Here is a 23,438-nt window from a genome sequence, read left to right on the forward strand (position 1 = left end):
CTCCAAGCAAAGAAGGAACTTCTTTGTAGGCGCTCTCCATCATTTTATCTGTTATATTCTCTTGGTTTTCAAGGTTATTTCTTGCAGAACGAATGGGAAGGGGAGTTTCTGTTTTTTTGGGGCAGTAAATGATACGGTTTTCGTCTAGGGTCAGGTCTTTGAGCGATCGCAGGGAATAGGTTTGCTCTAACCTTCCGGTCAATTTATAGAGCTTTAATTCATGGCGGGACAGGGTAATATAGGTTTTACTGACGAATAAATAGCCACCATAGAGCGTAATAAATCCCGAAATGAGGCTAAAGGGAAATCCACCTTTGAGGGAGACAACAAAGGCATCTAACAGGACAAAAATTGAGGCCATCAGCAAGGTCACGCCAATTCCTCGCCGATAGCGAACTTTTAATTCTTCAGCCATAGTCAACCATAATCAGCCATAATCAACCATAATCAGCCATAACGAGTTCGACAGTTCATGAGATCTCCTAGCTGCGGCGAATGTTGAAACAACACCATTCTTGCCGTTTCCAGAGGGTGGCCACAATCCAACCATGTTGTTCTAAAATATCAGCCATTGGTTTGGCTTGTTCGAGGAGTACCCCACTAATCACGCCCCAAGTCTTGGGGGATGAAATCGCACTCATTTGAGGCACTAATTCAACAATGGTTTCTGCCAAGATGTTACAAAGAATGGCATCGACGGGCTGCTGATTTGTCAAACTAATGATGCGATCGAGGCTGCCTTCCTCGACGATCATGGTTTCTGTGGAAATGGTGTTGAGGGCTTGATTGGCGCGCGCCGCTTTCACCGCTAAGGGGTCAACATCCACAGCATAGATCTGTTTTGCGCCCAATAAGGCCGCGCCAATGGAGAGAATCCCTGAACCACAGCCAATATCGGCAACAATGGGATGTTCTTCCCCCATGCTGAACCGCATCTCTAGGGATTCGAGACAGAGTTGAGTGGTGGCGTGGGCACCGGTTCCGAAGGCGACACCGGGATCGAGTTTCAGGAGGATGCGATCGCTGCCCTGGGGGGGATCAAGCCAGGCGGGATAAACGGTAAAGCGATCGCCAATATCCGTCGGTTGCCAATGTTCCTTCCAACTGCTGGACCAATCCTCCTCCTCAATCAAATGCCAGTGGGTTCCTGGTGGCGGCAAATCGATGGCGATCGCATCCTGACGTAACCAGAGTGACAACGCCGCCAAATCCAGCATTTGCACATGATCCTGGTGTAGATAGCCCCGCATTAAACAGGAATCGGCTTGAGTTTCACTCACCACACCTCGACAGCCAAAATTGTCCAAACGCCAGAAAATGCTCTCTTCCAGCGCGGGATGTCCCAAAATTTGGATTTCCCACCAGCTACTGCTCATAACCCCTCTCATCGTGAATTGGGCGGCTTGAATCCCTCGGGGGCGATCGCCGCCCATAACCAACCGAAGCGATCGCCCCAACTCAACTCAGCCTGCCTACATTGTGACCGTATATGCGTCTCGAATCCCAGAAACTTTGAGAATTTCCTCTAAAATTCCTTCCGGCAGGGGATCATCCAAACTCAACACCATCACCGCATCACCCCGGACAATCTTGCGTCCGACCTGCATACTGGCGATATTGACATTGAAACTGCCCAACAGGGAACCAATCCGGCCAATAATCCCGGGCATATCCCGGTGACGGGTAAAGAGCATATGCTGAATTGGCGGCACATTGACGGGGAACTCATCCACATTGGTAATCCGCAATTCACCATCACCGAGCAACGCACCGGTGACCGTATGCTCACCCCGAGAGCCTTTGGCTTCTAGGTGCAGAGAGTCCGTATAATCGCGAACCGAAGCATCGCGCATCTCAATAATACGGATGCCCCGTTCCTTGGCCTCAATGTTGGCATTGACGTAATTCACCCGCTCCCGCAATGCTGGTGTGAGCAGGCCCTTGAGAGCCGCAATCGTAATCGGTTTACTGTCTTGATTGGCCAAATCCCCTTGCAGAGAGATGGTTAAGGATTCGACGCGACCACCAGCCAGTTGTCCAACCATATTGCCTAACGCCTCGGCCAGTTCCAGGTAAGGACGCAGTTTCGCCAAGGCATCAGGGTACAAGCCGGGGATGTTGACCGCCGAACGAGCCGGAAGGCCCAGGAGAACATCGCGAATCTGCTCGGCCACATCGACGGCCACATTCACCTGAGCTTCAGCCGTCGAAGCCCCCAAGTGAGGGGTCAGAATCAAGTTTTTATCCCCCTCTCGTAGTGGTGAATCGGCTTCGAGGGGTTCATGGCCAAACACATCAAGGGCCGCCCCGGCGATGCGTCCTTCTTGGATCGCTTCAGCTAGGGCCGGTTCATCAATGAGTCCCCCACGAGCGCAGTTAATGATACGGGCCGTGGGTTTCATTTTGGCCAGGGCCTCAGCATTGATGAGGTTGGCCGTTTCCTCGGTGCGGGGAATATGCAGGGTAATATAATCGGCTTCTTGAATCAGAACATCGAGTTCGACAAGACGACAACCAATTTGTTCGGCCCGCTCATTGGAGATGTAGGGGTCATAGGCAATCAGTTTCATCCCCATGGCTTTCGCCACATTGGCCACATGAGAACCGATTTTGCCTAAACCGATTAAGCCTAGGGTTTTTTTGTAGATTTCTGCCCCGATAAAGGCTTTACGATTCCATTCCCCGCTTTTGACGGAGTGGTTGGCATCGGGGACATAGCGAGAGAGGGACATCATCATCGCTAGAGCATGTTCAGCCGCCGCGATGGTGTTGCCTTCGGGAGAGTTGACGACGACAATCCCCTGTCGCGTGGCCGCGGCCACATCGACGTTATCGACGCCAACTCCGGCGCGGCCAATGATTTTCAGTTGCGCTCCGGCTTCGATCACCTCTTTGGTAACTTGGGTTCCCGAACGAATCATTAAGGCATCATATTCGGGGATAATGGAGATGAGTTCGGACAACGGGAGTCCGGTTTTGACATCAACTTGCGCGACTTGAGAGAGAATTTCGATCCCTGCGCGATCGACGGAATCGGAAACAAGAACTTTTGGCATAATGTGCAGCTTGGTGTTCGCTTATGGCAACCCCTCCCCATCGCTCGTGTGTCGGTTAGGGAGAAGAGGGCGCGATCGCTGGTGATTTGACGTTTGCAGCTTAAAAACACACTGCTCCACCGCCCGCCCGCAGATAGTCATTGTATCGGGAAAGTTGCACCGAGGGCGCTTTTTTCCGAGATGTCTTTGGGATCTCAAGTCTTTGGGATCTCAAGTCTTTGGGATCTTAGAGGACCTAACCCCGGTGCGCCAGTCCGACAGCTTGGCTGAGGTGAGATAACCCCTGTTGTTCTAATTTGGCCACCAGTCCCGCCAGGATTTGTTTGGGCATTGCCGGCCCTTGGTAAATCCAGCCGGTGTAGACTTCGAGTAGGCTGGCGCCGGCGGTAATTTTCTCCCAGGCATCGTCAGCACTGGCGACTCCTCCGGTGCCAATAATGGGCAGTTTACCCTCGGTATATCGCCAAATTTCGTGAATGACCTCCGTTGAGCGAGATTTTAGGGGCGCACCACTGATTCCTCCGGCTTCCTCCTGGATTGATGTTCCGGTTTTGGCCAGCCGTTGCGTCTTTAATCCCTCGCGGGAGATGGTGGTGTTGGTGGCAATCACTCCCCCGAGTTTTAGGCCCAGGGCGATATCGAGAATTGCCCGGATTTCGGTGGTTTCCAAATCTGGGGCAATTTTGACTAAAATAGGCTTAGCATCTGCATTCATGTCCATCAGGGTTTTCAAAATTTGCTCCAAACGTTCTGGAGCTTGGAGCGATCGCAGTCCTGGGGTATTGGGCGAAGACACGTTAACGACAAAATAGTCTCCCAACGCCTGTAAGGCCCCAAAACTGTCGCGGTAGTCCCCCATGGCATCATCGAGGGGGGTCACCTTAGATTTACCCAGGTTGACGCCAATGGGGATCTTGGGAAGTTGCGGCGATCGCACCTGCGTTAAGTTCTCGGCCATGACCATGGCCCCGCAATTATTAAAACCCATGCGATTTAAGGCAGCTTGGTCTTCAACGAGACGGAACAGTCGTGGGGGAGGGTTTCCCGGTTGGGGATGCCAGGTGACGGTTCCGAGTTCGGCAAACCCAAACCCCAACGCTCCCCACAACTGTCCCACTTCGCCATTTTTGTCAAAGCCGGCCGCTAAGCCGAGAGGATTGGGGAAGTCTAACCCCCAGAGGCGTTGCACAAGGCGCTCATCGCGAAAACAAAATTGCGCTTCGAGTTGGGAGGCGATCGCCCCGGCTACAAAATTCGGCGGCGAGACGCTTCTCTGGCGCGAAACATATCGTAAACTCGCCATCAGTTGCCCATGCAACCATTCGGGATCGGCGGTTGCAAACAGGACTGGACGCACAATTTGTTGATATAGGTTCATGACAACCCCCTAAACTCCATCCTCTCAATTCAACCCTACACTAGGACTTCACCCATCGCGCAGCCGGCCGATGAAACAGGACATTTATGACGATAAAACTCTTGACAAAACCGTTTTTTTGTGTATATAAACTGTCAGCGATGAACGGTCAATTATTAACAATTAACGGCGATCGGTCTCTCCTGAGCGATCCCTCTCGCCACGCTTCTCTGTGACCCCCTGAACTGCTCCCTCCCCCCACCCGGCTCATGCAAGATACTTACACGACCACCTCCGCCAATCCCCTGGTTAGTCTCAGTCATACCCTGCAAACCCTCCGAGAACAGGAGACGGTTGAAACCCTGGTGAAAACCACCTTAGACTATCTCCGCACTGAGTTTAACTATGCCCTACTTTGGATCGGACTCTACGATCGCCTCAGCCATCGCTTGCGAGGAATTGAGGGCGAACTGAGCCAAGTGGCTCAGCAAAATTTACCCCAACAGTTTGCTCTCAGTCCTGGGGATATTATGGAGCAGACGGTGATTCAACAAGCACCGGTTCAAGTGGCCGATTTACGAGAAGAAAGCCGCGCCGGCCAATGGCAAACGGTGGCTAATCGCTATGGGATTCAGGGAACTGTCGTTTTTCCTCTCTGTCACCGTCATCTGTGTTTTGGGGTTGTGGTGTTAGGCTCAACCCTCTGGGGCGATTTTCCCTCGGTTGAGCAGCGATCGCTATTGTCGATGCTCTTCGGGGAATTGGCGATGGGGTTGCATCAGGGGGAAATGGACCAGCAACGGGAACGGCTCAAACGCCCCCATGAGCCGCTATTAGAGATGATGTCTCAGTTGCAAGAGTCCCAAAGCCTGGACGATCGCCTGCGTAATATCGTGGCCACAACGCAACAGTTTTTACTCCCGGCGCGCACTCATATCTATTGGTATGACGGCGATCGCGCCCTATTTTGGTTACGGACGCGAGAGCAGGCCGCTCTCTCGTTTCGCAAAAGTACCACGCGCGGTCGTCTATCTCGCCAGGGAACGGAGAATCGCGAAACGACGGAAATTCCTCTGGCGGAGTTTAGCGGCTTTCATAAAACCCTCTGTGATAACCGTCTCGTGGCCATCGGCGAAGCCTATTCATCTCTAAAAGCCGATGCTACCAGTCGTTTGATGGCACAAATTGGGGCGCGATCGCTCCTGGCGGCCCCGATTCTCTCGAAAGGGAAGTTATTAGGGTTTCTCTCGGTTGAAGGCACGGAAGCCCGAATTTGGCAAGAAGGAGAGAAGGATTATATTCGCGGGGCCGCTCAGTTAGTGGCTCTGACGACTCCTCTGTCTCATCTGCAAGAGCGGATGGCGGAGATTGAACTCGATCGCGATTTGACCATTGGTTTACCTCAGGGAGCTACCAGTTTAAAGAGCTATAGCGAACGGCTCAGTCAACGGCTCCACGATGCGCCGGTGTTGGTGTTTTCTGCGGATTCCCAGACGAATCAGATTGAGTTGGTGTCGGCCTATCCCGAGAGTTTAGGTTGGGAGGTGGGGGAGTCGTTTCCCTCCCTCTCCTTTGTGGATTGGCAGTTGCTGCAACATAGTGAGGGGGCGATCGCCCTGCAATTGAGTGATGACTTTAACGAAGCCTCCACTCGCGGCGGTGGGGATATGCGCTTTACCTCTTGGCAACCGTTGTTGATTGAGGCGGGGGTGCGATCGCCCCTGATTGCCAATACGGAACCGGGACAACTTCCCAAAAGCTTTGTGGTGATTGCAGAGCCGTCGTCGCGGGTTTGGACGACTTCGGAACGGGAGTTACTGACTCTAGCGAGTCGTCAAGTGGGGCAAATCCTCCGCAGTCAAGCGATTCAGGAGAACAGTCAGCAAAATCAGCAGATGGTGAAGGGGATCCGGCATGGTTTGAATTGTTTGGCCAACGCTCCCAATTGGCAGGCCGCCGAGTCGAGTCATCTACATTATCTGGCGGAGATTTTAGAGTCTCCGTTTGTGGGGTTAGTCACCTGGGAACCGGGGTTAAAAACGGCGAGTCTCAGCACGTTGGTGGCTCAGGATGCCTATCAAATTCCTCAAGGGCAAGAGATTAACGTCAAGAAAGAACGACTGTTGCAAAAGGTGGTGTCTTGGCAGGGGCTGTTCGGCCCCGTGGCGGTGACGCGCCTCCCGGCGGCCACTCAGACTTGGTTAGAACCGTTGCAAGGCTTGGTGTTGCGGGCGATCGCTCTGCAAACGATCACAAGCAGCCGGGCCACTGGGGTGATTTTGGTGGCTGATCCGCCGCAACGGGAGTGGGGTGAGCGTCAGGTGGAAGCGTTGGAATTGCTGGCGGGTCAGTTAGCTTGGGCGCGACGGGCGATGTTATTGGAAAAACGATTGAATCGCTATCGCGATCGCCTTGACCCCCTAAATTGGTACAAACAACACCGTTTGGAGGAGCTTTATCGGGGCATTGGGTTGGATATTAAACAGCTCACCCAGTTGACGGATTTGACGGGAGGGCTATCTCGTTTGGATGAAGATGATAGTCGGGCGCGATCGGTTCAACAGGTGCGTCACCAGGAGCTACTGCGTCATTTGTCGGATAATCTCAATGGGGCGGTGAATTTGCTGAAGTATGAGCAATGGCGTTTGCAACTGAATCCTGAACCGATTTCCATTGTGCGGCTGTTTTCGCGGGTGTTAGAACGGGTTGAACCGGCGACGGCGAAACGACAAATTTGGATGCAGGTGCATCGGGATGAAAATGTGACGCTTTATGCAGATTCAGCCAAGTTTGAGTTAGTGTTTGTGGAGGTGTTGTTGGCCGCGTGTCGGCGATCGCCGGCGGGGGGACGAATTGATATTTGGTATCGTTCCGTCACCGAAGAAGGCGGGGGAGATCACGAGTTTGTAGAACTGTCGGTCACGGATAGCGGCGAGGTCGCTCCCCGCATTTTGGGGGCTTTCCAACCGGCGATTCTCAGCGCCCCACGGGAGAATCGCGACCTTCTGGCGGCTTCTCCGTTAGACCGTCCGCCGGGCTTAGAGTTGATTATTTTTGAACGGTTAATGCGTCAGATGGGGGGAGATTTCCTGATTGAGAAGATTGAGGATGGACGGATTGTGAGTCGTCTGTTGGTTCCCCGGCATTCTTGAACTTGAGTATGGTTTTTGGGTTAAAGTTGGGGACAGACAACAAGACTAGCGTAGTCAGATGAGTCTTAGGGATCAACAGCTTTGCCTATGGCTTGCTCAAAATCAGCGGCTTGGCTACAAACTCTTTTAACCTGTTCCCAATTCTCAGTGATTTTAGGGGCATTGACTCGGTAACTACGCTTATTTTTCCTAATACGTTGTTTCTTAGGTAACTGTTCTAGTTTTTTCTCTACCCTAGGATTACACTCAGCATTAGTCAGGCGAGAATCATTGGACGAGAGGACGGCTGCGGCCAACCAAGTCCCGGAAGATTGAGCTGGGAGACAGAACAGGGTGCGATCGCCGGGAGTGACCGGACCCAACCAGCTTTTGATGACGTTCAGCAGAGCATCTACCGTATCCAGGATGGGGGGACAAGGTTGTGAACAGGGAAGCGTTTCCCAGTTGTTATCCTGTGCTTTTAAGGCCGACTCACCACAGTCATCATATCGGAAACTCGATACATCGACATCGACATGAATGATCAGTAGATCAAAACCGCTCAGAGTCGGATCGGTATCCAGTGAACCTGTATGCCTTTGTTGCGCTGTGTGACACCACTTCAGCACGCCACACCAACCGCTGCCAAGTTGGGGTCGAGTGGCTTCAGGCTGTATAGATGTCATGATGAAGGGGTCGGGTAATACCGCTTTGAGTGCAGCCTGAATCACTTCATAATCCGTCGGCCCTTCAGCGACTAGACCGATTTTCAAGGGTTCAGACATTGGGAACGGCTCCTAGATGACCCATTAACCAAAGGCGTGAGAGAGGATATTGCTCATTAAGTTCAGTGAGTTCAGGGGTGAGTGTGACACGACGGATACAGGTTTGTCCATTACTATTGCGCTCTACCCCAAAGAGGCGCACCTCGGGATCGGTTAAATCTAATCCATCTAAAGCAGCAGGATTATGAGCTGTTAACAGCAGTTGGCGATCGCCCTCATTGTGTCTCAGCCAGCCGGCAAGACGAGACATTAACCGCACCAGTAGCCGAGGATTGAGAGCTTGATCTAAATTATCGATCGCCAGCAATCGAGGCGCTTGAGGTAACAGGCACAGCAAGGCTGCGAAAATGACATAAAGTGCGCCCTCACTGGCATCATAGGCGGTCAGTTCATTGCGGCTGGGGTTCATGAAGCGATCGCTGAATTTCAAAAGTCGCTTCAGGCGCGGGATCTTGGGTGATAATAAATTGCTCCCAGAAGTGGTTGTCTCAATATCAAGCACCCAGTCAATCAACTCCAGCACCTGATCCAGAATCTCCTCACCCGTATTCCCCTGACTCTGTAAATGGTGACGCAGGCTCGCAAACCCCTCAGCCAATTGTCCACCACTGAGACCCACTGGAAGCCGGGATTGTTGATCCGGTAAAATCCCGCGTAAAGTCGGGGTATTTGGGCAATAAATCGCAAACTCTTGCAGGCGTTGCATCAGTTGAGCGGCGAGATTTGTGCGGTTGAGATGCACCAGTTCCAAGGCGGCTAAACCAGCTTTCGGATTGAGGTTCTTCTTGTTGCGGACTCCCTGGGAAAGAATCTCAGTCTCACCATCACTGAGAACTTCAGTTTTATAAGACCACGCTGGTTCAGGAGAATCGAGAGGATTGAGTAACGAAACGCGATAGGTTTCGTTTTTTGAGCCAGTTACACTAATGGCAATATGAGCCGGAGTGCGATCGCTGGCAAATGAACTTTTATAGAGTCGCGGTAAGCCGGCACGTACGCCCCGACGTAGTAAACTCTCATCATCGACCACTCCATTGGCGGCTGCTCCCAACACGCCTAAGGCTTCTAATAGGTTACTTTTTCCTGACCCATTTGCACCAATCAAGCAGTTTACTCGACCCAGTTCTAGGTTGGCCGAGTAAATGGACTTAAAGCCCCGAATTTCAACTTGGCGAATTAGCGTCATTTCAACTTAAAACGTATTAATAACATCATTGGAGTGAATTCTGCTAATTTAGGGTAATCTACTGCCAGGACTCGCTGGTAAATTAAAGCAATAACATTAGGCATGAATTGGCTCGACTATCAGACACTCGGTTTCTTGAAGAAACCGGGTGTCATCGGCTTCTAACTTAGTCTTATTTAAGCTGACGATGAGACTTTATTTACCTTAGGTAACGCCATCGTCCCTGACTCCCCAATCAACCCATACTTACTCGCAAACTCAGCCGTTCTCTCCTCTCCCGCTTCTTGCAACTCCTGCAACATTTCCAATGCCTCAGAGAACAACGATTCTACATCAATCTCACCATACTCAGGACGATAATGCCGCAAGCGATTCGTTCCTTCTCCCAATAACATTAAACAGCCTTTCCAGTTCTGATTACTGAGATGATAAAACCCCACAGCAATCTGTAAAATGCCTTGATAAAATTTCTTTTCTGGGTCAACTGATTCGAGCCAAATGGCTTCTAAGGTATCATGACAGGCGTAGAACTCACCCTGATTGAACTCGTCAACCGCTCGCCAAAATTCTGGAGGAAATTCCGTCATGATGCCATCAAGTTACTTCAATAATGATTGTAACTGACGTTGTAAATCCTGGCCAGGGTCAATGCAAATTCCGCCACTGGCTAAGCCAGAGGGAACAGATAGTCCCCAGAGAATCCAGCGACTGTTGGCCGAAAGCGTCTCTAATGTGGCGGCGTTGGGGGTTAGCCAAACCGTGGGGCGATCGCCGATGGGAGTCCCCGTCTCCGATTCCCCAAAACTGGCTCCCGCTAAGGCTTCGAGAACCACCCGATGACCATTGACTAAGCCGGTTTTCGCCGTCCAAAGACGGACATTGAGTTGCATCTGACTGGCGTAAAAATAGAGAGACGCAGCGGCGATCGCCCCCTGTTCAAAGTCTTCTGCATCCCAGTGGGCCGCCGTATCCAACGCAATCACCGCATCGAGTCCACTCTGGAACACCTCCAACTCCCGCACCCGTAACTCTCCATAGCGGGCCGAGGTGCGCCAGTGAATCATCCGCATGGGATCGCCGAAGCGATAGGGACGTAAGGCGCGAGTTAAGCCTTCTGAGGCCGGTTGAACCTGACGTTCATAGGCGGAAAAGACGGGATTCTCCTCCTGGCCAATTCCATCGATAAGGGGACAGCGTTGTAGGGGGAGAACCTGGGGATAGACGATCGCCTTTCCCGGAACCTGGCGCGATCGCCGACACCAGAATAACCCCAACGGCGCAGCGGTACGGAGGCTAACCTGATCCCAATGGTAAATTCCCCGTTGCGCGGCCCGATGCTGATAAATCCAGCGCAGCGTCTCCCCCCCAGCGAGAGACTCAATCACCCGTTTTGGGGGAGTTCCCAAGCGGGGGGGAATCTCATCCTGGAGTTGCAAAAGAAGTTTCGGACGACGTTGGGGATTGTGAATCTCGAAAATAACAGTGAGAGATTCCCCACTGCTAACGGGATCGATGGACTGGCGTTTAAGTTGCAGATGACGCAGCGATCGCGGTGGAAGAATTGCAGCGACTCCCAACAGCGCAAAAGATGCACCACTAATCGCATACAGCCAGCCAGACATCGTATTAGCGGCGGAACCGAGATAAAACAGAGACAGTCCTAAACAGAACCAACCGGCAAAGGCGGGTTGTACCCAACGACGTTCAAGCCAATCGCCAAATTTTTGTAATTGTCGTTTCACGAAGATCGCCCCTATCCTGATTCAGTTTTTACCGGTTTGCTGACGTTTTAACTCATCCTATCAAATTGTCCAGTCCTCTAGGGTTAGTCCGGGAACTTTTTCAAAATCTTGACGATTACGAGTCAATAAAATCCGTTGATTAGCCAAAGCAATGGCAGCAATTCTAGCATCCATTTTTCCCAGTCTAATGCCTTTTGTTTGGAGTTGCTCCAGTTGTCTTGCTGCTAATTCATCGAATGGCAAAATAATTGATGTTTGAAAGGTACGAACTAAACGGTTCATCATTTTGTAACCCGTTACCATCTCTGAGAGATGACGAGCGCGGTTTATATACGCATGACAGCCTAGCATTTGCTCTTAAATCGTAATGATTGAAATTGCAAATTCAGAGACTGAATACTGACTCATTCGCCCCGAAATAGTTTCATAAGCGACACCTGTCTTTCGCTGAATGATGCTTAGGTGGTCTGTATCGAGTAAATAGGTCATTCTCAGTAATTAATCTAAACTAGACTCATCTCCTTGGCGAATCGATTGTCCATATTTTATAACTTCGTCAAAGGCAGGTTCATCCTCAAAAGATCCAGTCATTTGATCTAACCAATTTTGGGAATTTTCTGTATCTTGATTTTGAGACTCTATGTGTCGTCGAATTTCGGTGACGGCTGCTTCAACCGAGGCTAAGCGTTTTTCTAAAGATGCGTTGAATGTCATGATTGATGAATCCGTTTTTTTAATGTTTTGGAGGATGGCGAAATTACTCTTATTCTACTATAAATAATGCAGTTGAGACATAGTTCATCCCCCAAATCAGGATTCGATGGGTTAATCGTAGCTTAACGGATATCCCCACGACGAGAGGCGATCGGCATTCGCCAGCCAGTTCCAAAGGCGCGATCGGTAATCTTTAACCCTGGCGCCGCTTGACGGCGTTTAAACTCGGCGCGAGAGACAAGTTTAATGACGCGATCGACGGTTTCCCGCGCATATCCCGCCGCCACAATTTCTGTCGCCGATTGGTGTTGTTCCACAAAGCGATGCAGGATGTCATCGAGTTCATCGTAAGGGGGAAGGGAATCCTGATCGGTTTGATTGGGTTTGAGTTCCGCGCTGGGGGGTTTGCTGATCACGGTTTCAGGAATCACCTCAACCCCAGATTGACGGTGATTTAGCCAACGACACAGTGCATAAACCTGAGTTTTGGGAACATCGGCGATCGCCGCCAAACCGCCATCCATATCTCCGTAAAGGGTGCAATACCCCACCGCCATTTCTGACTTGTTCCCCGTAGAAATCAACAAATAGCCTAACTTATTGGAAATCGCCATCAGTAGGGTTCCACGAATGCGCGATTGCAGATTTTCTTCCGCCACTCCCGACTCGGTTCCCGCAAATAAATCCGCGAGAGTCGCGTCAAAACTCCTCATCGCAGCTTCAATATAAAGATGCTGAGTTTGAATCCCTAAATTCTTAGCCAAGGCGATCGCATCCGTCACCGAACCCTCAGAGGTATAGGGAGACGACATCAACACCCCCAACACATTTTCCCCACCCACCGCTTCAGCGGCGATCGCCGCCACCAGTGACGAGTCAATTCCGCCACTTAATCCTAAAACAATCTTAGAAAAGCCACATTTACGCACATAATCCCGCACCCCCAACACCAACGCGGCCCAAATTTCCGCCTCTCGACAATCGGGAAGGGGAACCACTTCCCCCTGACTCAATCCTGTTTCTGTTAACTGCAACTGGGCAAAATCCGTCTCACAACCTCGCCCACGATACACCAAACGTCCATCTCCATTAAAGGCCACACTGCGACCATCAAAAATCAGATCATCATTTCCCCCCACCTGATTCACATAAAGAATGGGAACCTGATAGCGACGCGCCGCATGAGATAACATCGACTCTCGCAATTGTTGTTTTTCTACGGTGTAGGGAGAAGCGGAAAGATTGACAATTAGGTCTACTTGTGCATCCGCTAAATCCGCCAGAGGATTGCAAGCATAGTGACGTTGACTCCAAAACTCTTCATCATTCCAAATATCCTCACAAATGGTTACGCCAATACGATAGCTGCGATTATTATCGCTGACGGTGACATGATGACTCTGAGAATGGGGTTCAAAATAGCGATGTTCATCAAAAACATCATAAGTGGGAAGCAGTCGTTTATGAAAGTGCTGTGTCACCTGTCCCCCAGTCAAACAGGCGATACTATTATAGAGAGGTTTTCCCCCCTGATGGGCCTGAGGATTTCGTTGCACTGTTCCCACCAAAACGTGAAGCTGACTGGGGAGTTGTTGCGCTAACTGCGTTAACTGTTCTTCTATCGCGTCAATGAAACCGGGATCGAGGAGTAAATCCCGAGGTGGATAGCCACAAAGAGACAATTCTGGGGTTAATAAAATAGATGCACCCTTGTGGGCTGCTTTTTGGGCTGCATCTAGGATTTGTTGGGCATTTCCAGGCAAATCTCCAATCGTTGGGTTGAGTTGGGCGATCGCAATTTTCATAAGAAAGGCAAGAGGCAAAAGGCAAAAGATAGGGGTTAGTCATTTAGTTTGTTGACTAGGGCAGCAATCATTCGGGTCTCTTCTTGTAACAAATTTATAATTTTTTCAATCTGTTGCTTCTGACAGAGTCCGACTCTTTCCGATAAAATCAAATGGGTCTGAAGTTCATTGCAAGACCCTTGAGCAATATTTAAAAACCTAGCATAATCTGCTTTTGAACGTCTCCCATATCCTTCAGAAATGTTTGCCGGTATCGATGCAGAACATCTGCGTATTTGTTGCATCATACCATAAACTTCTTCTTTTGGAAAAGTCTTTGTTAGAAAATAGCTTTCCTCAGCTATTTCCATTCCTTTTTGCCAAATCCTTAAATCCTTAAAGTCACGAATTAAAGACATTTCTTTAAAACTCCAAATCCAGAAAACTGTATTTCGCCTCTTGCCTTTTGCCTCTTGCCTTTTGCCTTTTCTTAAATAAAGACCATGGGTTTGTCTTTTAGCGGCGCAAAGGCTTCCGAATCAAATCGGTATAAACTCGCCGGACGACCTGCCCCCCGAGAGAGTTTCATCCCCGTATCACAGAGAACTCCTAACTTCAGAATGCGGGAGCGAAAATTGGAATAATCAGCAAAGTTCTCCCCTAAAACAGCCGCATAGAGTTGATACAATTCATTCAAGGTAAAAGTTTCTGGTAACACTTCAAAAGCAACCGGACTGTATTCTAATTTATTTCGTAGCCGTTGATAACCATATTTAACAATTTCATTGTGATCAAACGCTAAATCGGGGACGCGATCGCAGGGAAACCAAACCATCTCCTCCAGCGAATCTGCCAGCAACTGCACTTCCTCATGTTGAACCAGTGCAAAATAACTCACCGACAGATAACGAACCCCAAACGACTGGGGAGATTCCCGAGGATCTCGCGCCGGGCCACCAAACGTATATAACTGTTCCAAATAGAGATTTTGCACCGAAATTTTCTCCGAGAGAACCCGATAGGCGGCATCCTCTAGGGATTCCCCCCGACACACGAGAGTTCCCGGAAGACTCCAGTGGCCATAATCCGGTTCATCCCCTCGCCGTAGCAGCAACACTAAGACTCGATTATTGGCCACATCCACCGAGAAAATTGCATTATCCACCCCCACCTTAAAATCGGCCAATGGGGTTGATGAGGTTAACTCTTGTCCTTCATCCTTCACCATAACTCAATCTCTAGCCCCCCAATTTCCCCGCTATACATATAACTGTTCTCGCTGAATATACGCCTCAACACTGGGGGGAATCGCCTGGGAATTTTGCGTTTTCCGATAGAACGTCGATGAGACATCCGGTGCATTCATATTCGCCACAGTGACGGTTCCTCCCAACGCCTTAAGTTCTTCGAGTTTCTCTAACTCTACCGGAGAACCGGGACGAGGAATCACCAGTAATTGAACCTGTTGCAACAAGTCGGTGACGCGATACCAACGTGGAAGTTGTGTCAGCAAATCCGATCCCACCACTAAGGTTAACTGGGCATTTTGCCAAATGTCCCGTGCCTTTTCAACACTAAATAAGGTTCTCGAACAACTCAATTCTGCATGAAAGGCGATATTATCACAGCAGGAACCCTCGAGATCCGGGTGAGGTTTTCGTAACTCCTCGACCATTAGTTTTAACATGGCTGTGCGATGATCCAGAGGAGTTTGTTGAGACTTCATCGGATTGTCGGAAGCCCAAACTGCTACCCAATCATAGCGATCGCACAGCCAACGCAAAATCTCACGATGGGCGACACTGGGGGGATCGGCGCTGGTTCCAAAGAGGGCGATGTGGGTCATTATTAGGGAACAGGGAACAGGGAACACCGGAACTGGGAACACCGGAACACCGGAACAGGGAACACCGGAACAGGGAACACCGGAACTGGGAACAGGGGTTGCTACACTGAGGATTGGTTGAGGGTTTGGGAGACGCGATCGCGGAGGTTGGTTAACTCCTGGGAAATCTCCACCTCGGGAACTTGGGGTTGATGGATATCACGAACCTCTCCGGGGAGTTGCATGACGGTGTCTCGGGTGCGTTTGCTGATGGTTTCGAGGGAGTCTAGGGGCTGTTGGCGATCGCCGTTGACAATGATGGGTTGTAAGAGAGGTTCCTCGCCGGGTTCAGGGGATTCCTCGGCTAATCCGAGGCGATCGCCGATCCATTGTCCCTCCTCAATGCGCCGAAAAATCTGTTTCCGGCCGGGATAGGTGGCTTTTCCACTGGATTTTTTCATAACGGGAATCCCATCAACTTCAACCAGTTTATAAACGCCATTGAAGGGTTCCCCGGATACCAATTTTGTGCCAATCCCATAGCCGTCAAGGGTTGCGCCTTCAGCCAGGAGTCGGGCGATTTCCCACTCATCCATGTCACCACTGGCGAAAATCGGAACATCCGGGAGATGCGATCGCACCTGTTGCGAGAGGGCGACCATATCCCCGGAATCGATGCGAACCCCATGAAGTTCGATTTCATCTCCTTCGAGGCGATTGGCGAGATAGCGGGCGGCGGCTACTGTATCAAAGGTATCAATCAACAGAGGCGCACCGGGGAAGTGATGATGAAACGCCGTGAAGGCGTTGGCTTCGCTTCCCTCCATCGCCACTAAGGCCTGGATAAAGGAATGGGCCATCGTTCCCGTGGGTTTGCGCCCCAATTTGAACGCCGCCAAGACATTGGAGGTCGAATCAAAGCCAGCGGCTAAAGCGGCCCGGGCGGCGTAGAGGGAGGCTTGGGGGCTAAAGGCGCGACGGGTTCCAAATTCCAAAAGTAGAGCGCGATCGCCCGCCACATCCCGAATACGGGCGGCCCGAGTCCCAATTAGGGTTTGATAGTTAACAACATTGAGGAGATAGCTTTCGAGGAGTTGGGCTTGCCAGAGGGGGGCATCAATGCGCAAAATAGGTTCATGGGGGAACACAGCGGTTCCTTCCCGAAGCGCCCAGAGATCGCCCTCAAAGCGGAAGTTGGCCAGAAATTCCCAAATGCGATCGCCCGTCTGGGAGAAAATCCCGGTTTCTCGTAACGACTCCAGTTGCGCTTCACTGAAACTCACCTGTTCGAGGTAATCGATGACGCTTTCGAGGCCCATGGCGATCGCATACCCGAACCCTGGCGGTAGCTTGCGGGCGAACAGTTCAAAACTCCCCCGTTCCGTCTCTAGCCCCTCGCCAATATAACAGGTGCTCATCGTCAACTGATACAAGTCTGTTAGCAAGCCATAGTCTTCGGGGCGAACCGTTAGCCGCTGTTTGTCCGTTAGGGGGGCGATCGATGAAATTTCGGGGACAGCCATACATCCTCACTGAAAACAAGTCACCTCAATTATAGTAGATTTTACCAAAAATAAACAAAATTAAAATTTTTTGCTGTTATTATTATTAATTAAACCAAACATATTTCTACAGCAAATTAAGCTTAAAACGCGACTTTTAAAAGTACCTAAAAATTGATATCTTGAGGCATTTTTAGGGAATATAGGGTCTTCAGGATATACGGTGTGATTTGTTGCATTTGATACAAAATTGTAGGGGAACCCACCCCTAGCCCCTCCCAGGAGTGGATTTTTCACCCCTACAGCAACGGATGTAATCTGCCACAAATTCTCCTTATCACACTAAACCCAGAAGACCCGGAATATATTGTAACTTCACCCTTAAATATAAAATAGGGGCGAAATATTTTCGCCCCTACAACAAGGGATTTAATCCGTCATGAATTGTCTTGGTCTTCCCGAACCTGAAGACCTATCTTGAAGTCCAAAAACTAGCGTAAGAGCGTCGTTAGAACCGTATCCGCATCCAGTGAACCCGTCAAATCCATCACCTCCACCAAAGCCGTTCGTTGTTCAAGAGACATCACCTCACGAATTGCCATCATACTCGAAAAACGAGTATCATTCATTTCATTTCGTAGGCGTTCAACCCGATTTCGCTGACGACGAATTTGCCGAGTCGAAGCCTCGCCAATCATCATCTCTCGTAACTCCTGACGCGCCGCATCCAACTGACCTTGTAGGCGACCATTCTCAGCCAAATACGCCTGACGAATTTCAGCAATTTCCTCTTGCTGTTGCTCCGTCAACTCAATTTTCTCACGCCAATCTTGAGATTGAGACGATTCGTCCTCAACAGGAGTAGATGGAGGCGACGGATTCGTTGCAACCGGCTGAGATTGGCTCGCTAACGCACTCAAACTGGACGGATTCGAGAGATAGACATGGCCCAACGTGCGTCCTTGATAGGTTCGTTTGCTGAACTCCCAACCCTCATTCAAATCAATGCGGACAAAATCATTCTCATAAGGAGCGCGTCCGAGTTCTAATGTGGGTTGATTAGGACGAAACGGAACCCCTTGCAAAACGATATCATTTCCCCGACGAACCGTCCGTAAACTATATTGAATGCCTAAATCCTGTCCCCCAGTCCGCAGCGAATAACCATTACTATCGGTGAAGCGGCCACAAATTCCCGTAAAATCAAAATTGAGCAATAACGGATTAACTCTATTTCCCGTTTCCCCCCAGCAGGGACGAGCATTCGATTGCTGTTCAATCACCAAAAGTTGATGTCGTCCCGTCTCCCCCACAGGAGCCGCAACAGCAACGAAATTTCGCTGTTCAACAGCTCGTTCCCCGAAGTTAACAGCGTTCGCAGACTGAGGTGTGATTGTGGCGCCGAAGCTGGACAAAGCAAGAGTGGAAACAGCGGCGAGGCGAAGAGCAGTTTTCATGGCGAGTGATTCCTGTACGTAACGGTGGTTGGCGTCTGATACCCATTAGTATCCGGGCCAATCCTAGACTCTCGACAGCAAGAGGTTCTACTTCCTCAACTGTCTATTAAACCTTATGCCAGTTAACCGCCTGGCGAGACAACAGCAACAGCCAGGCGTGAAGCCCAAAAATCCGGTTCCAACTCAGGAAACCGGATTCGAGAATTTACCCTAGGAAAAGCGGAAGGAAGCGGGAAAAATCAATTAGCGTAGCAGCATGGTGATAATCTCGTCAGCATCAGCTAGCTGATTGTCCAAATCCATCACCTCCGCGAACGCCGTCCGTTGTTCAGCCGACATCACCTGACGAATCTCCATCATGCTCGAAAAACGATTGTCGTTCATCCGTTGGCGCAGACGTTCAACCTGATTGCGTTGACGGCGGACTTGACGAGTGGAGGCATCACCAATCATCATCTCTTGTAACTCTTGACGCGCCTGATTGAGTTGACTGTCGAGACGACCATTTTCAGCTAGATAAGACTCGCGAACCTCCTCAATCTCCTGTTGTTGTCCCTGAGTGAGTTCAATCTCATCGCGCCAGTCTTGGTCCTGAGAGGGTTGAGAAGGTTGAGAGGGTTTTTTGTCCTCACTGGGGTTAGAGGGGGTTGAGGGACGGTCAGCGACGGTGCTAGAGTCATTGCCTGAGTCATTTGTCAAGGCGCTCAACTGCTCTTGGTTGGAGAGATAGACGTGACCTAAGGTGCGTCCTTGATAGGTTCGTTTGGCGAAATCCCAGCCATCATTGAGGTCAATGCGAACGAAGTCGTTGGTGTAGGGAGCGCGTCCGAGTTCCAAGGTGGGTTGATTGGCGCGCATGGTTGTTCCCTGTAACACCAAGTCATCTCCTTGACGAACCACTTGTAAGCGATATTGCATTCCTAAGTCTTCGCCGCCGGTGCGGATGGAGTAGCCGTTGCTATCCGTGAAGCGTCCACAGATACCGGTGAAGTCAAAGTCTAAGAGGAGGGGTTCGACGGTTGAGCCATTTTCGGCCCAGCAATCGCGGCGGTTTGACTGTTGTTCGAGAACGAGGAGTTGGTGTCGTCCGGTATTTCCAACCGGTGCGGCTACGGCGATGAAGTCTTGTTGTTCAACGGCGCGTTCTCCGAAGAGTGCAGCTTGGGCCGGTTGAGGGGTGAAGCTGGCGCCGAAGCTGGAGATGGCGAGAGTCGAGAGTGCGGCGAGGCGAAGTGCGGTTTTCATGGTAGTTGTCCTGTGATTGGGTTGGCGGTTGTTTGCTATGACTTCATTGTGGGGGTAGCGTCTTCTGGCTTGGAGGGTTGGCGGTTGACTTCGGGAACTGTCCGGTGACCCTTGTGACAGTTGGCAATTGGAGGAACGAGGTTTGAGGGGTTTCGGGAGTTTGAGGCGCTGACAGTTGCGGGCCAGGGTAGCCAGTGACGTAGATTGGCTGGTTGGGAGGGGGGGTTCAGGGGTCTCCGTCAGGTTTGCGTCTCTTCCTCAGATGACATACATCACCTAAGACGGATTACGGCGCGCTAGATCGGTTGAGAGGCGATTGAGTTGCTTGAACACTTCAGAAAAGTCGATATCCCCTTGAACCGTCAGGGGGAGCGATCGCACCTCCGCAAATCCCTCGGCTGTCGTCACCGGGGTTTGGGCCAGAGACTCCGCCATACGCTTAATTACATGACTCGGAACCACTCGACGGCGATCGCGATTGCGTTGTTGACAGACGTCAACCGGAACCTCCATCACCCAGGCCACCCACGTTAACGGTGGATGACTCAACTCTTGCAGCGATCGCAGAAAGTCCAAACGCCAAGACCGGCGCACATTCGTGGCATCATAGATGACTGGACGCTCTTGGGCGATCGCCCATCGAACCTGGGCCAACACCTCCGCCTCAATCTCACGCCAATTCCCCTGAATGATCGCATCGCCATAGAGTTTTTCCCGCACCGCATCCGTAGAAACCACCACATAGCGAGGATCTCGTTTCACAACTTCCTGTGCAAAGCGACTTTTGCCACTGGCGGGGATACCGACGAGAAAATGACAAGGAAGAGAAATAGACATAAGGCAACTGTTGTTTTATAATAATTGGTTTTTTGAAAATACCCCAATAAAACTGTGGTTCAATGAATCAAAAACATTTTCCCTGAGGTGATAATTGTAATACTTTAATTGTCGTATGGTCAGACCATTTGTCAGCAGTCAGAGCGAATCGCAAGTAGCACGCCCTCCCCCAGTGTCAACGAATCGTACGTATTGATACCATTTTAAAAAATGCTTGCTATAGACCTGACACCGAGGAGGGCGAACAGCCATCCCCTCCTGGGAGGGGTTAGGGGTGGGTTATACCTCTTGCCTTCTTCTCCCCTATTTTTGGTACGATTCAGACCAACTTTTGCTATATAATTTATCGGATTTTTGCCTCTCCCAACACACAAATCTCCTGAACGGGACATCCCAGAGATTGGCGTACAGACTGATGATTGTGTCTGACTTAAAACGATTTTAATTCCACTCGCACCAGAACCGCCGTGACATTATCCCGTCCATTTTCCTGATTCGCCAAATCAATCAATTCCTGGGGTGCAAAATTGAGATTGGTGGACACCGCCAAATAGGGTTTAAGATGGGTTTTCCAATGGAGTTCTACCAAACTGCGGTCCGTCAAACCATCCGAGGCGAGAAGAAAGAGAGTATTTTCCAAAATCGGCAAAAAGCGGACATCCGGGCGAACCGACTCACGGGGGCCAAGGGCCTGAGTGAGTTGATAGGCTTGAGGCGTTTGATACGCGACCGTGGGATCGACCCCTTGGGCGATGGATTGTTGTCCCAACTCATGATCGCGAGTTAACAACTCCAACCCCCCAGACACCGTCAAGCGATAGAGACGAGAATCTCCCACATGGGCGATCGCAGCCCGATTATTATCCACCAGTAACATCACCAGCGTCGTTCCCATGCGGCGATTTCCCCGGCGGCCTTGATCTTGATTGAGATCATAAATCGCCGTATTCGCCGCCGCGATGGCCTCATTAATCCGCCATTGTTCCGGGAAATCCTCATCCCAATAGGGGAGAATGCGATCGGCTACCGTTTCGACGGCGATCGCACTCGCCACATCGCCTCCCTCATGGCCCCCCATTCCATCACAGAGAACATACAGGCCTCGGGCCGATTCCGTCCGCGAATTGGGCGTTTCCCGTTGATGTTGCCGTAACCACAACAAAAACGTATCCTCATTGTGACGGCGTTGGCGGCCAATATCCGTTTGGCCCGCATGAGTGAGTTGAACCGTGGGGATAATCGGGGCCGTAATCGTGAAATCTTCCTCCTGAAAATTCCAGCCGGTGGGATCGTCATCCTCCTCCTCCTCCCTCTGCGACTGAGGTTGTAGAGAATCCAAAATCTGGTCCAGATGCGATCGCAACCGTTGCGGCGATGAAATCTGTCCCTGCTGTAGCCGTTGAATCAACACCGCAATATCCGGGTGAGGAGACATCTGAGAAAAGCGAAATAACTGACTCCAAGTGTCCCCCAACTGGTTCAGCGACACAGACTGATCCGACGTTTCCAAATAGAGTCGTTGCAAACACAACAGATCCTCACCGTCAAGACGTAAATTATCCAACTGAACTAAACTCGGACGGCCCGCCAACTCCGTCAGCAACATCCACAAATCCGTCATCTGATACATCCAATGGAGATGTTGAAGGGCCACTTCCTGACGTTTCGACGACTCGTTCATCGTCCAGGCTTCAATCAGCGGCGACAACGAGGAACGGTCTTCCAACAAAACAATCGCATAGTCCTCATCCTCCCACGCATCATGGAGACGAGGGAGGGCGGAGTTTGTCGCACAATAGGGGTGAATATAGGGTTCGGCGACATCGGGAAGCGATCGCATCAACGCCGTCTCCGTAGCCCGATAATAGGGGGACTCCGTCGGCGTTTGGTCCGACACCTGAACCTCAATATCGCCCCAATCATTCAATACCGGACGTTTAAGAGGACGATAGCGACGCTGGGGGTCAAGATAGCCCGGAAGCGTCATCCCGCCACGGTCGGCTTTAGGGATGAGGATAGCAAACCAAATCATGAGGATTCAGGGTGTTGATCGCGACGAAGACGACTGTTCCCTACTATCTTCCCTCACTTGTTGAATTTCCAGGGGAGTTAACTCCCGCCATTGTCCCGGTTCTAACCCCTCAAGCGTTAACCTGAGACTGCGAACCCGAACCAATCGCAGCGTCGGAAAGCCCACCGCAGCCGTCATGCGGCGAACTTGGCGGTTACGTCCCTCCGTTAAAGTCATCTCCAACCAGTCCGTGGGAACCGTTTTACGATAACGAATTGGCGGATTGCGCGGAGGAAGTGTGGGCGGAGACTCCAGACGACGAACCTGGGCCGGACGAGTCTGATAACCGCGAATGTTGACCCCTCGCCGCAGGGCCTCCAAGGCCGCCTCATCAGGAGTGCGTTCCACTTGAACCCAGTAGGTACGCGGTTTAGCAAATTTTGGGTCCGTCAGACGATGTTTCAGCGGCCCATCATTGGTCAACAACAGCAGTCCTTCACTATCACGATCCAAACGACCCACAGAATAGACCCCAGGAACTGGGATATAGTCCTTTAACGTCCTGCGAGGTGTCTGACTGTCGTCGGTAAACTGACACAGCACGTCGTAGGGCTTGTAAAAGAGAATATAGCGATATTGAGGTTTCACGTTAAAAGGGGACACCCGGATTCGAACCGGGGAATGGAAGATTTGCAGTCTTCTGCCTTACCGCTTGGCCATGTCCCCATGTCTCTAGCTTTGCCATCCTAACATATCCTCGGTCAACAATGGGAGATTTTTTGAGAAATTGCTGCCAAATGCGATCG

The 23,438-nt window shown here is 50.8% G+C and carries 21 protein-coding genes and 1 tRNA gene; 1 reads left to right on the forward strand and 21 read right to left on the reverse strand.

Annotated elements, in window-relative coordinates; genetic code table 11:
• From R6U67_RS11140 to R6U67_RS11155, 4 genes are all read right to left on the reverse strand, one after another.
• Nucleotides 1-415 (reverse strand): hypothetical protein (locus tag R6U67_RS11140; protein WP_410252614.1); only part of this gene is annotated, 415 nt, incomplete at its 3' end.
• 67 nt (nt 416-482) lie between these two features.
• Nucleotides 483-1,376, reverse strand: a complete 894-nt coding sequence (gene prmA, locus R6U67_RS11145) for a 50S ribosomal protein L11 methyltransferase (RefSeq protein ID WP_410252615.1) — start codon at nt 1,374-1,376, stop codon at nt 483-485.
• Between the two features lie 96 nt (nt 1,377-1,472).
• Nucleotides 1,473-3,056 (reverse strand): phosphoglycerate dehydrogenase, encoded by a 1,584-nt coding sequence (gene serA, locus R6U67_RS11150; RefSeq protein ID WP_410252616.1) that lies wholly within the window; start codon nt 3,054-3,056, stop codon nt 1,473-1,475.
• Nucleotides 3,057-3,291: 235 nt separating this feature from the next.
• On the reverse strand, nt 3,292-4,434 hold the full coding sequence (locus R6U67_RS11155) for a quinone-dependent dihydroorotate dehydrogenase (RefSeq protein ID WP_410252617.1): 1,143 nt from the start codon (nt 4,432-4,434) through the stop codon (nt 3,292-3,294).
• A 248-nt stretch (nt 4,435-4,682) separates the two neighbouring features.
• Between R6U67_RS11155 and R6U67_RS11160 the strand changes: the two genes are divergently transcribed.
• Complete coding sequence (locus R6U67_RS11160) at nt 4,683-7,565, forward strand: GAF domain-containing protein (protein ID WP_410252618.1); 2,883 nt, start codon at nt 4,683-4,685, stop codon at nt 7,563-7,565.
• Nucleotides 7,566-7,630: 65 nt separating this feature from the next.
• On the opposite strand, the gene R6U67_RS11165 is transcribed toward R6U67_RS11160, so the two are convergent.
• From R6U67_RS11165 to R6U67_RS11245, 17 genes are all read right to left on the reverse strand, one after another.
• Nucleotides 7,631-8,329 carry a hypothetical protein gene (locus R6U67_RS11165; protein WP_410252619.1) on the reverse strand — a complete coding sequence of 233 codons (699 nt, stop codon included), beginning with the start codon at nt 8,327-8,329 and terminating at the stop codon, nt 7,631-7,633.
• On the reverse strand, nt 8,322-9,515 hold the full coding sequence (locus tag R6U67_RS11170; protein WP_410252620.1) for an AAA family ATPase: 1,194 nt from the start codon (nt 9,513-9,515) through the stop codon (nt 8,322-8,324). The genes R6U67_RS11165 and R6U67_RS11170 overlap by 8 nt, the downstream gene beginning before the upstream one ends.
• 176 nt (nt 9,516-9,691) lie before the next feature.
• Nucleotides 9,692-10,102, reverse strand: coding sequence for a DUF309 domain-containing protein (locus R6U67_RS11175; RefSeq protein ID WP_410252621.1), 411 nt, complete (start codon nt 10,100-10,102; stop codon nt 9,692-9,694).
• A gap of 12 nt (nt 10,103-10,114) precedes the next feature.
• A complete protein-coding gene (locus tag R6U67_RS11180) occupies nt 10,115-11,257 on the reverse strand; it encodes a DUF58 domain-containing protein (protein WP_410252622.1) in 1,143 nt (380 codons plus the stop codon).
• 60 nt (nt 11,258-11,317) lie between these two features.
• The gene (locus tag R6U67_RS11185) at nt 11,318-11,542 is read right to left on the reverse strand and encodes a type II toxin-antitoxin system VapC family toxin (protein ID WP_410252623.1); all 225 of its coding nucleotides are present in this window, start codon (nt 11,540-11,542) and stop codon (nt 11,318-11,320) included.
• A 213-nt stretch (nt 11,543-11,755) separates the two neighbouring features.
• Nucleotides 11,756-11,971: a hypothetical protein gene (locus R6U67_RS11190; protein WP_410252624.1), complete on the reverse strand. Its 216-nt coding sequence runs from the start codon at nt 11,969-11,971 to the stop codon at nt 11,756-11,758.
• A 122-nt stretch (nt 11,972-12,093) separates the two neighbouring features.
• Nucleotides 12,094-13,776, reverse strand: coding sequence for an NAD+ synthase (locus R6U67_RS11195; RefSeq protein WP_410252625.1), 1,683 nt, complete (start codon nt 13,774-13,776; stop codon nt 12,094-12,096).
• Between the two features lie 35 nt (nt 13,777-13,811).
• The gene (locus R6U67_RS11200) at nt 13,812-14,174 is read right to left on the reverse strand and encodes a four helix bundle protein (RefSeq protein WP_410252626.1); all 363 of its coding nucleotides are present in this window, start codon (nt 14,172-14,174) and stop codon (nt 13,812-13,814) included.
• 71 nt (nt 14,175-14,245) lie between these two features.
• Nucleotides 14,246-14,983 carry an NUDIX hydrolase gene (locus R6U67_RS11205; RefSeq protein WP_410252627.1) on the reverse strand — a complete coding sequence of 246 codons (738 nt, stop codon included), beginning with the start codon at nt 14,981-14,983 and terminating at the stop codon, nt 14,246-14,248.
• A 30-nt stretch (nt 14,984-15,013) separates the two neighbouring features.
• On the reverse strand, nt 15,014-15,601 hold the full coding sequence (locus R6U67_RS11210) for a nicotinate-nucleotide adenylyltransferase (protein WP_410252628.1): 588 nt from the start codon (nt 15,599-15,601) through the stop codon (nt 15,014-15,016).
• 101 nt (nt 15,602-15,702) lie between these two features.
• Nucleotides 15,703-17,103 carry a nicotinate phosphoribosyltransferase gene (locus R6U67_RS11215; protein WP_410252629.1) on the reverse strand — a complete coding sequence of 467 codons (1,401 nt, stop codon included), beginning with the start codon at nt 17,101-17,103 and terminating at the stop codon, nt 15,703-15,705.
• A gap of 470 nt (nt 17,104-17,573) precedes the next feature.
• A complete protein-coding gene (locus R6U67_RS11220) occupies nt 17,574-18,539 on the reverse strand; it encodes a DUF3747 domain-containing protein (protein ID WP_410252630.1) in 966 nt (321 codons plus the stop codon).
• Nucleotides 18,540-18,782: 243 nt separating this feature from the next.
• Nucleotides 18,783-19,784 (reverse strand): DUF3747 domain-containing protein, encoded by a 1,002-nt coding sequence (locus R6U67_RS11225; protein ID WP_410252631.1) that lies wholly within the window; start codon nt 19,782-19,784, stop codon nt 18,783-18,785.
• Between the two features lie 276 nt (nt 19,785-20,060).
• A complete protein-coding gene (locus R6U67_RS11230; RefSeq protein WP_410252632.1) occupies nt 20,061-20,621 on the reverse strand; it encodes an AAA family ATPase in 561 nt (186 codons plus the stop codon).
• Between the two features lie 430 nt (nt 20,622-21,051).
• Nucleotides 21,052-22,653, reverse strand: a complete 1,602-nt coding sequence (locus tag R6U67_RS11235; RefSeq protein WP_410252633.1) for a serine/threonine phosphatase — start codon at nt 22,651-22,653, stop codon at nt 21,052-21,054.
• Nucleotides 22,654-22,659: 6 nt separating this feature from the next.
• The gene (locus tag R6U67_RS11240) at nt 22,660-23,280 is read right to left on the reverse strand and encodes a pseudouridine synthase (RefSeq protein WP_410252634.1); all 621 of its coding nucleotides are present in this window, start codon (nt 23,278-23,280) and stop codon (nt 22,660-22,662) included.
• 6 nt (nt 23,281-23,286) lie between these two features.
• Nucleotides 23,287-23,358: transfer RNA gene (locus R6U67_RS11245), tRNA-Cys, on the reverse strand.
• Nucleotides 23,359-23,438: the final 80 nt, after the last annotated feature.

The organism is Sodalinema sp. (genome assembly GCF_046483825.1).
Taxonomy (GTDB): domain Bacteria; phylum Cyanobacteriota; class Cyanobacteriia; order Cyanobacteriales; family Geitlerinemataceae; genus Sodalinema.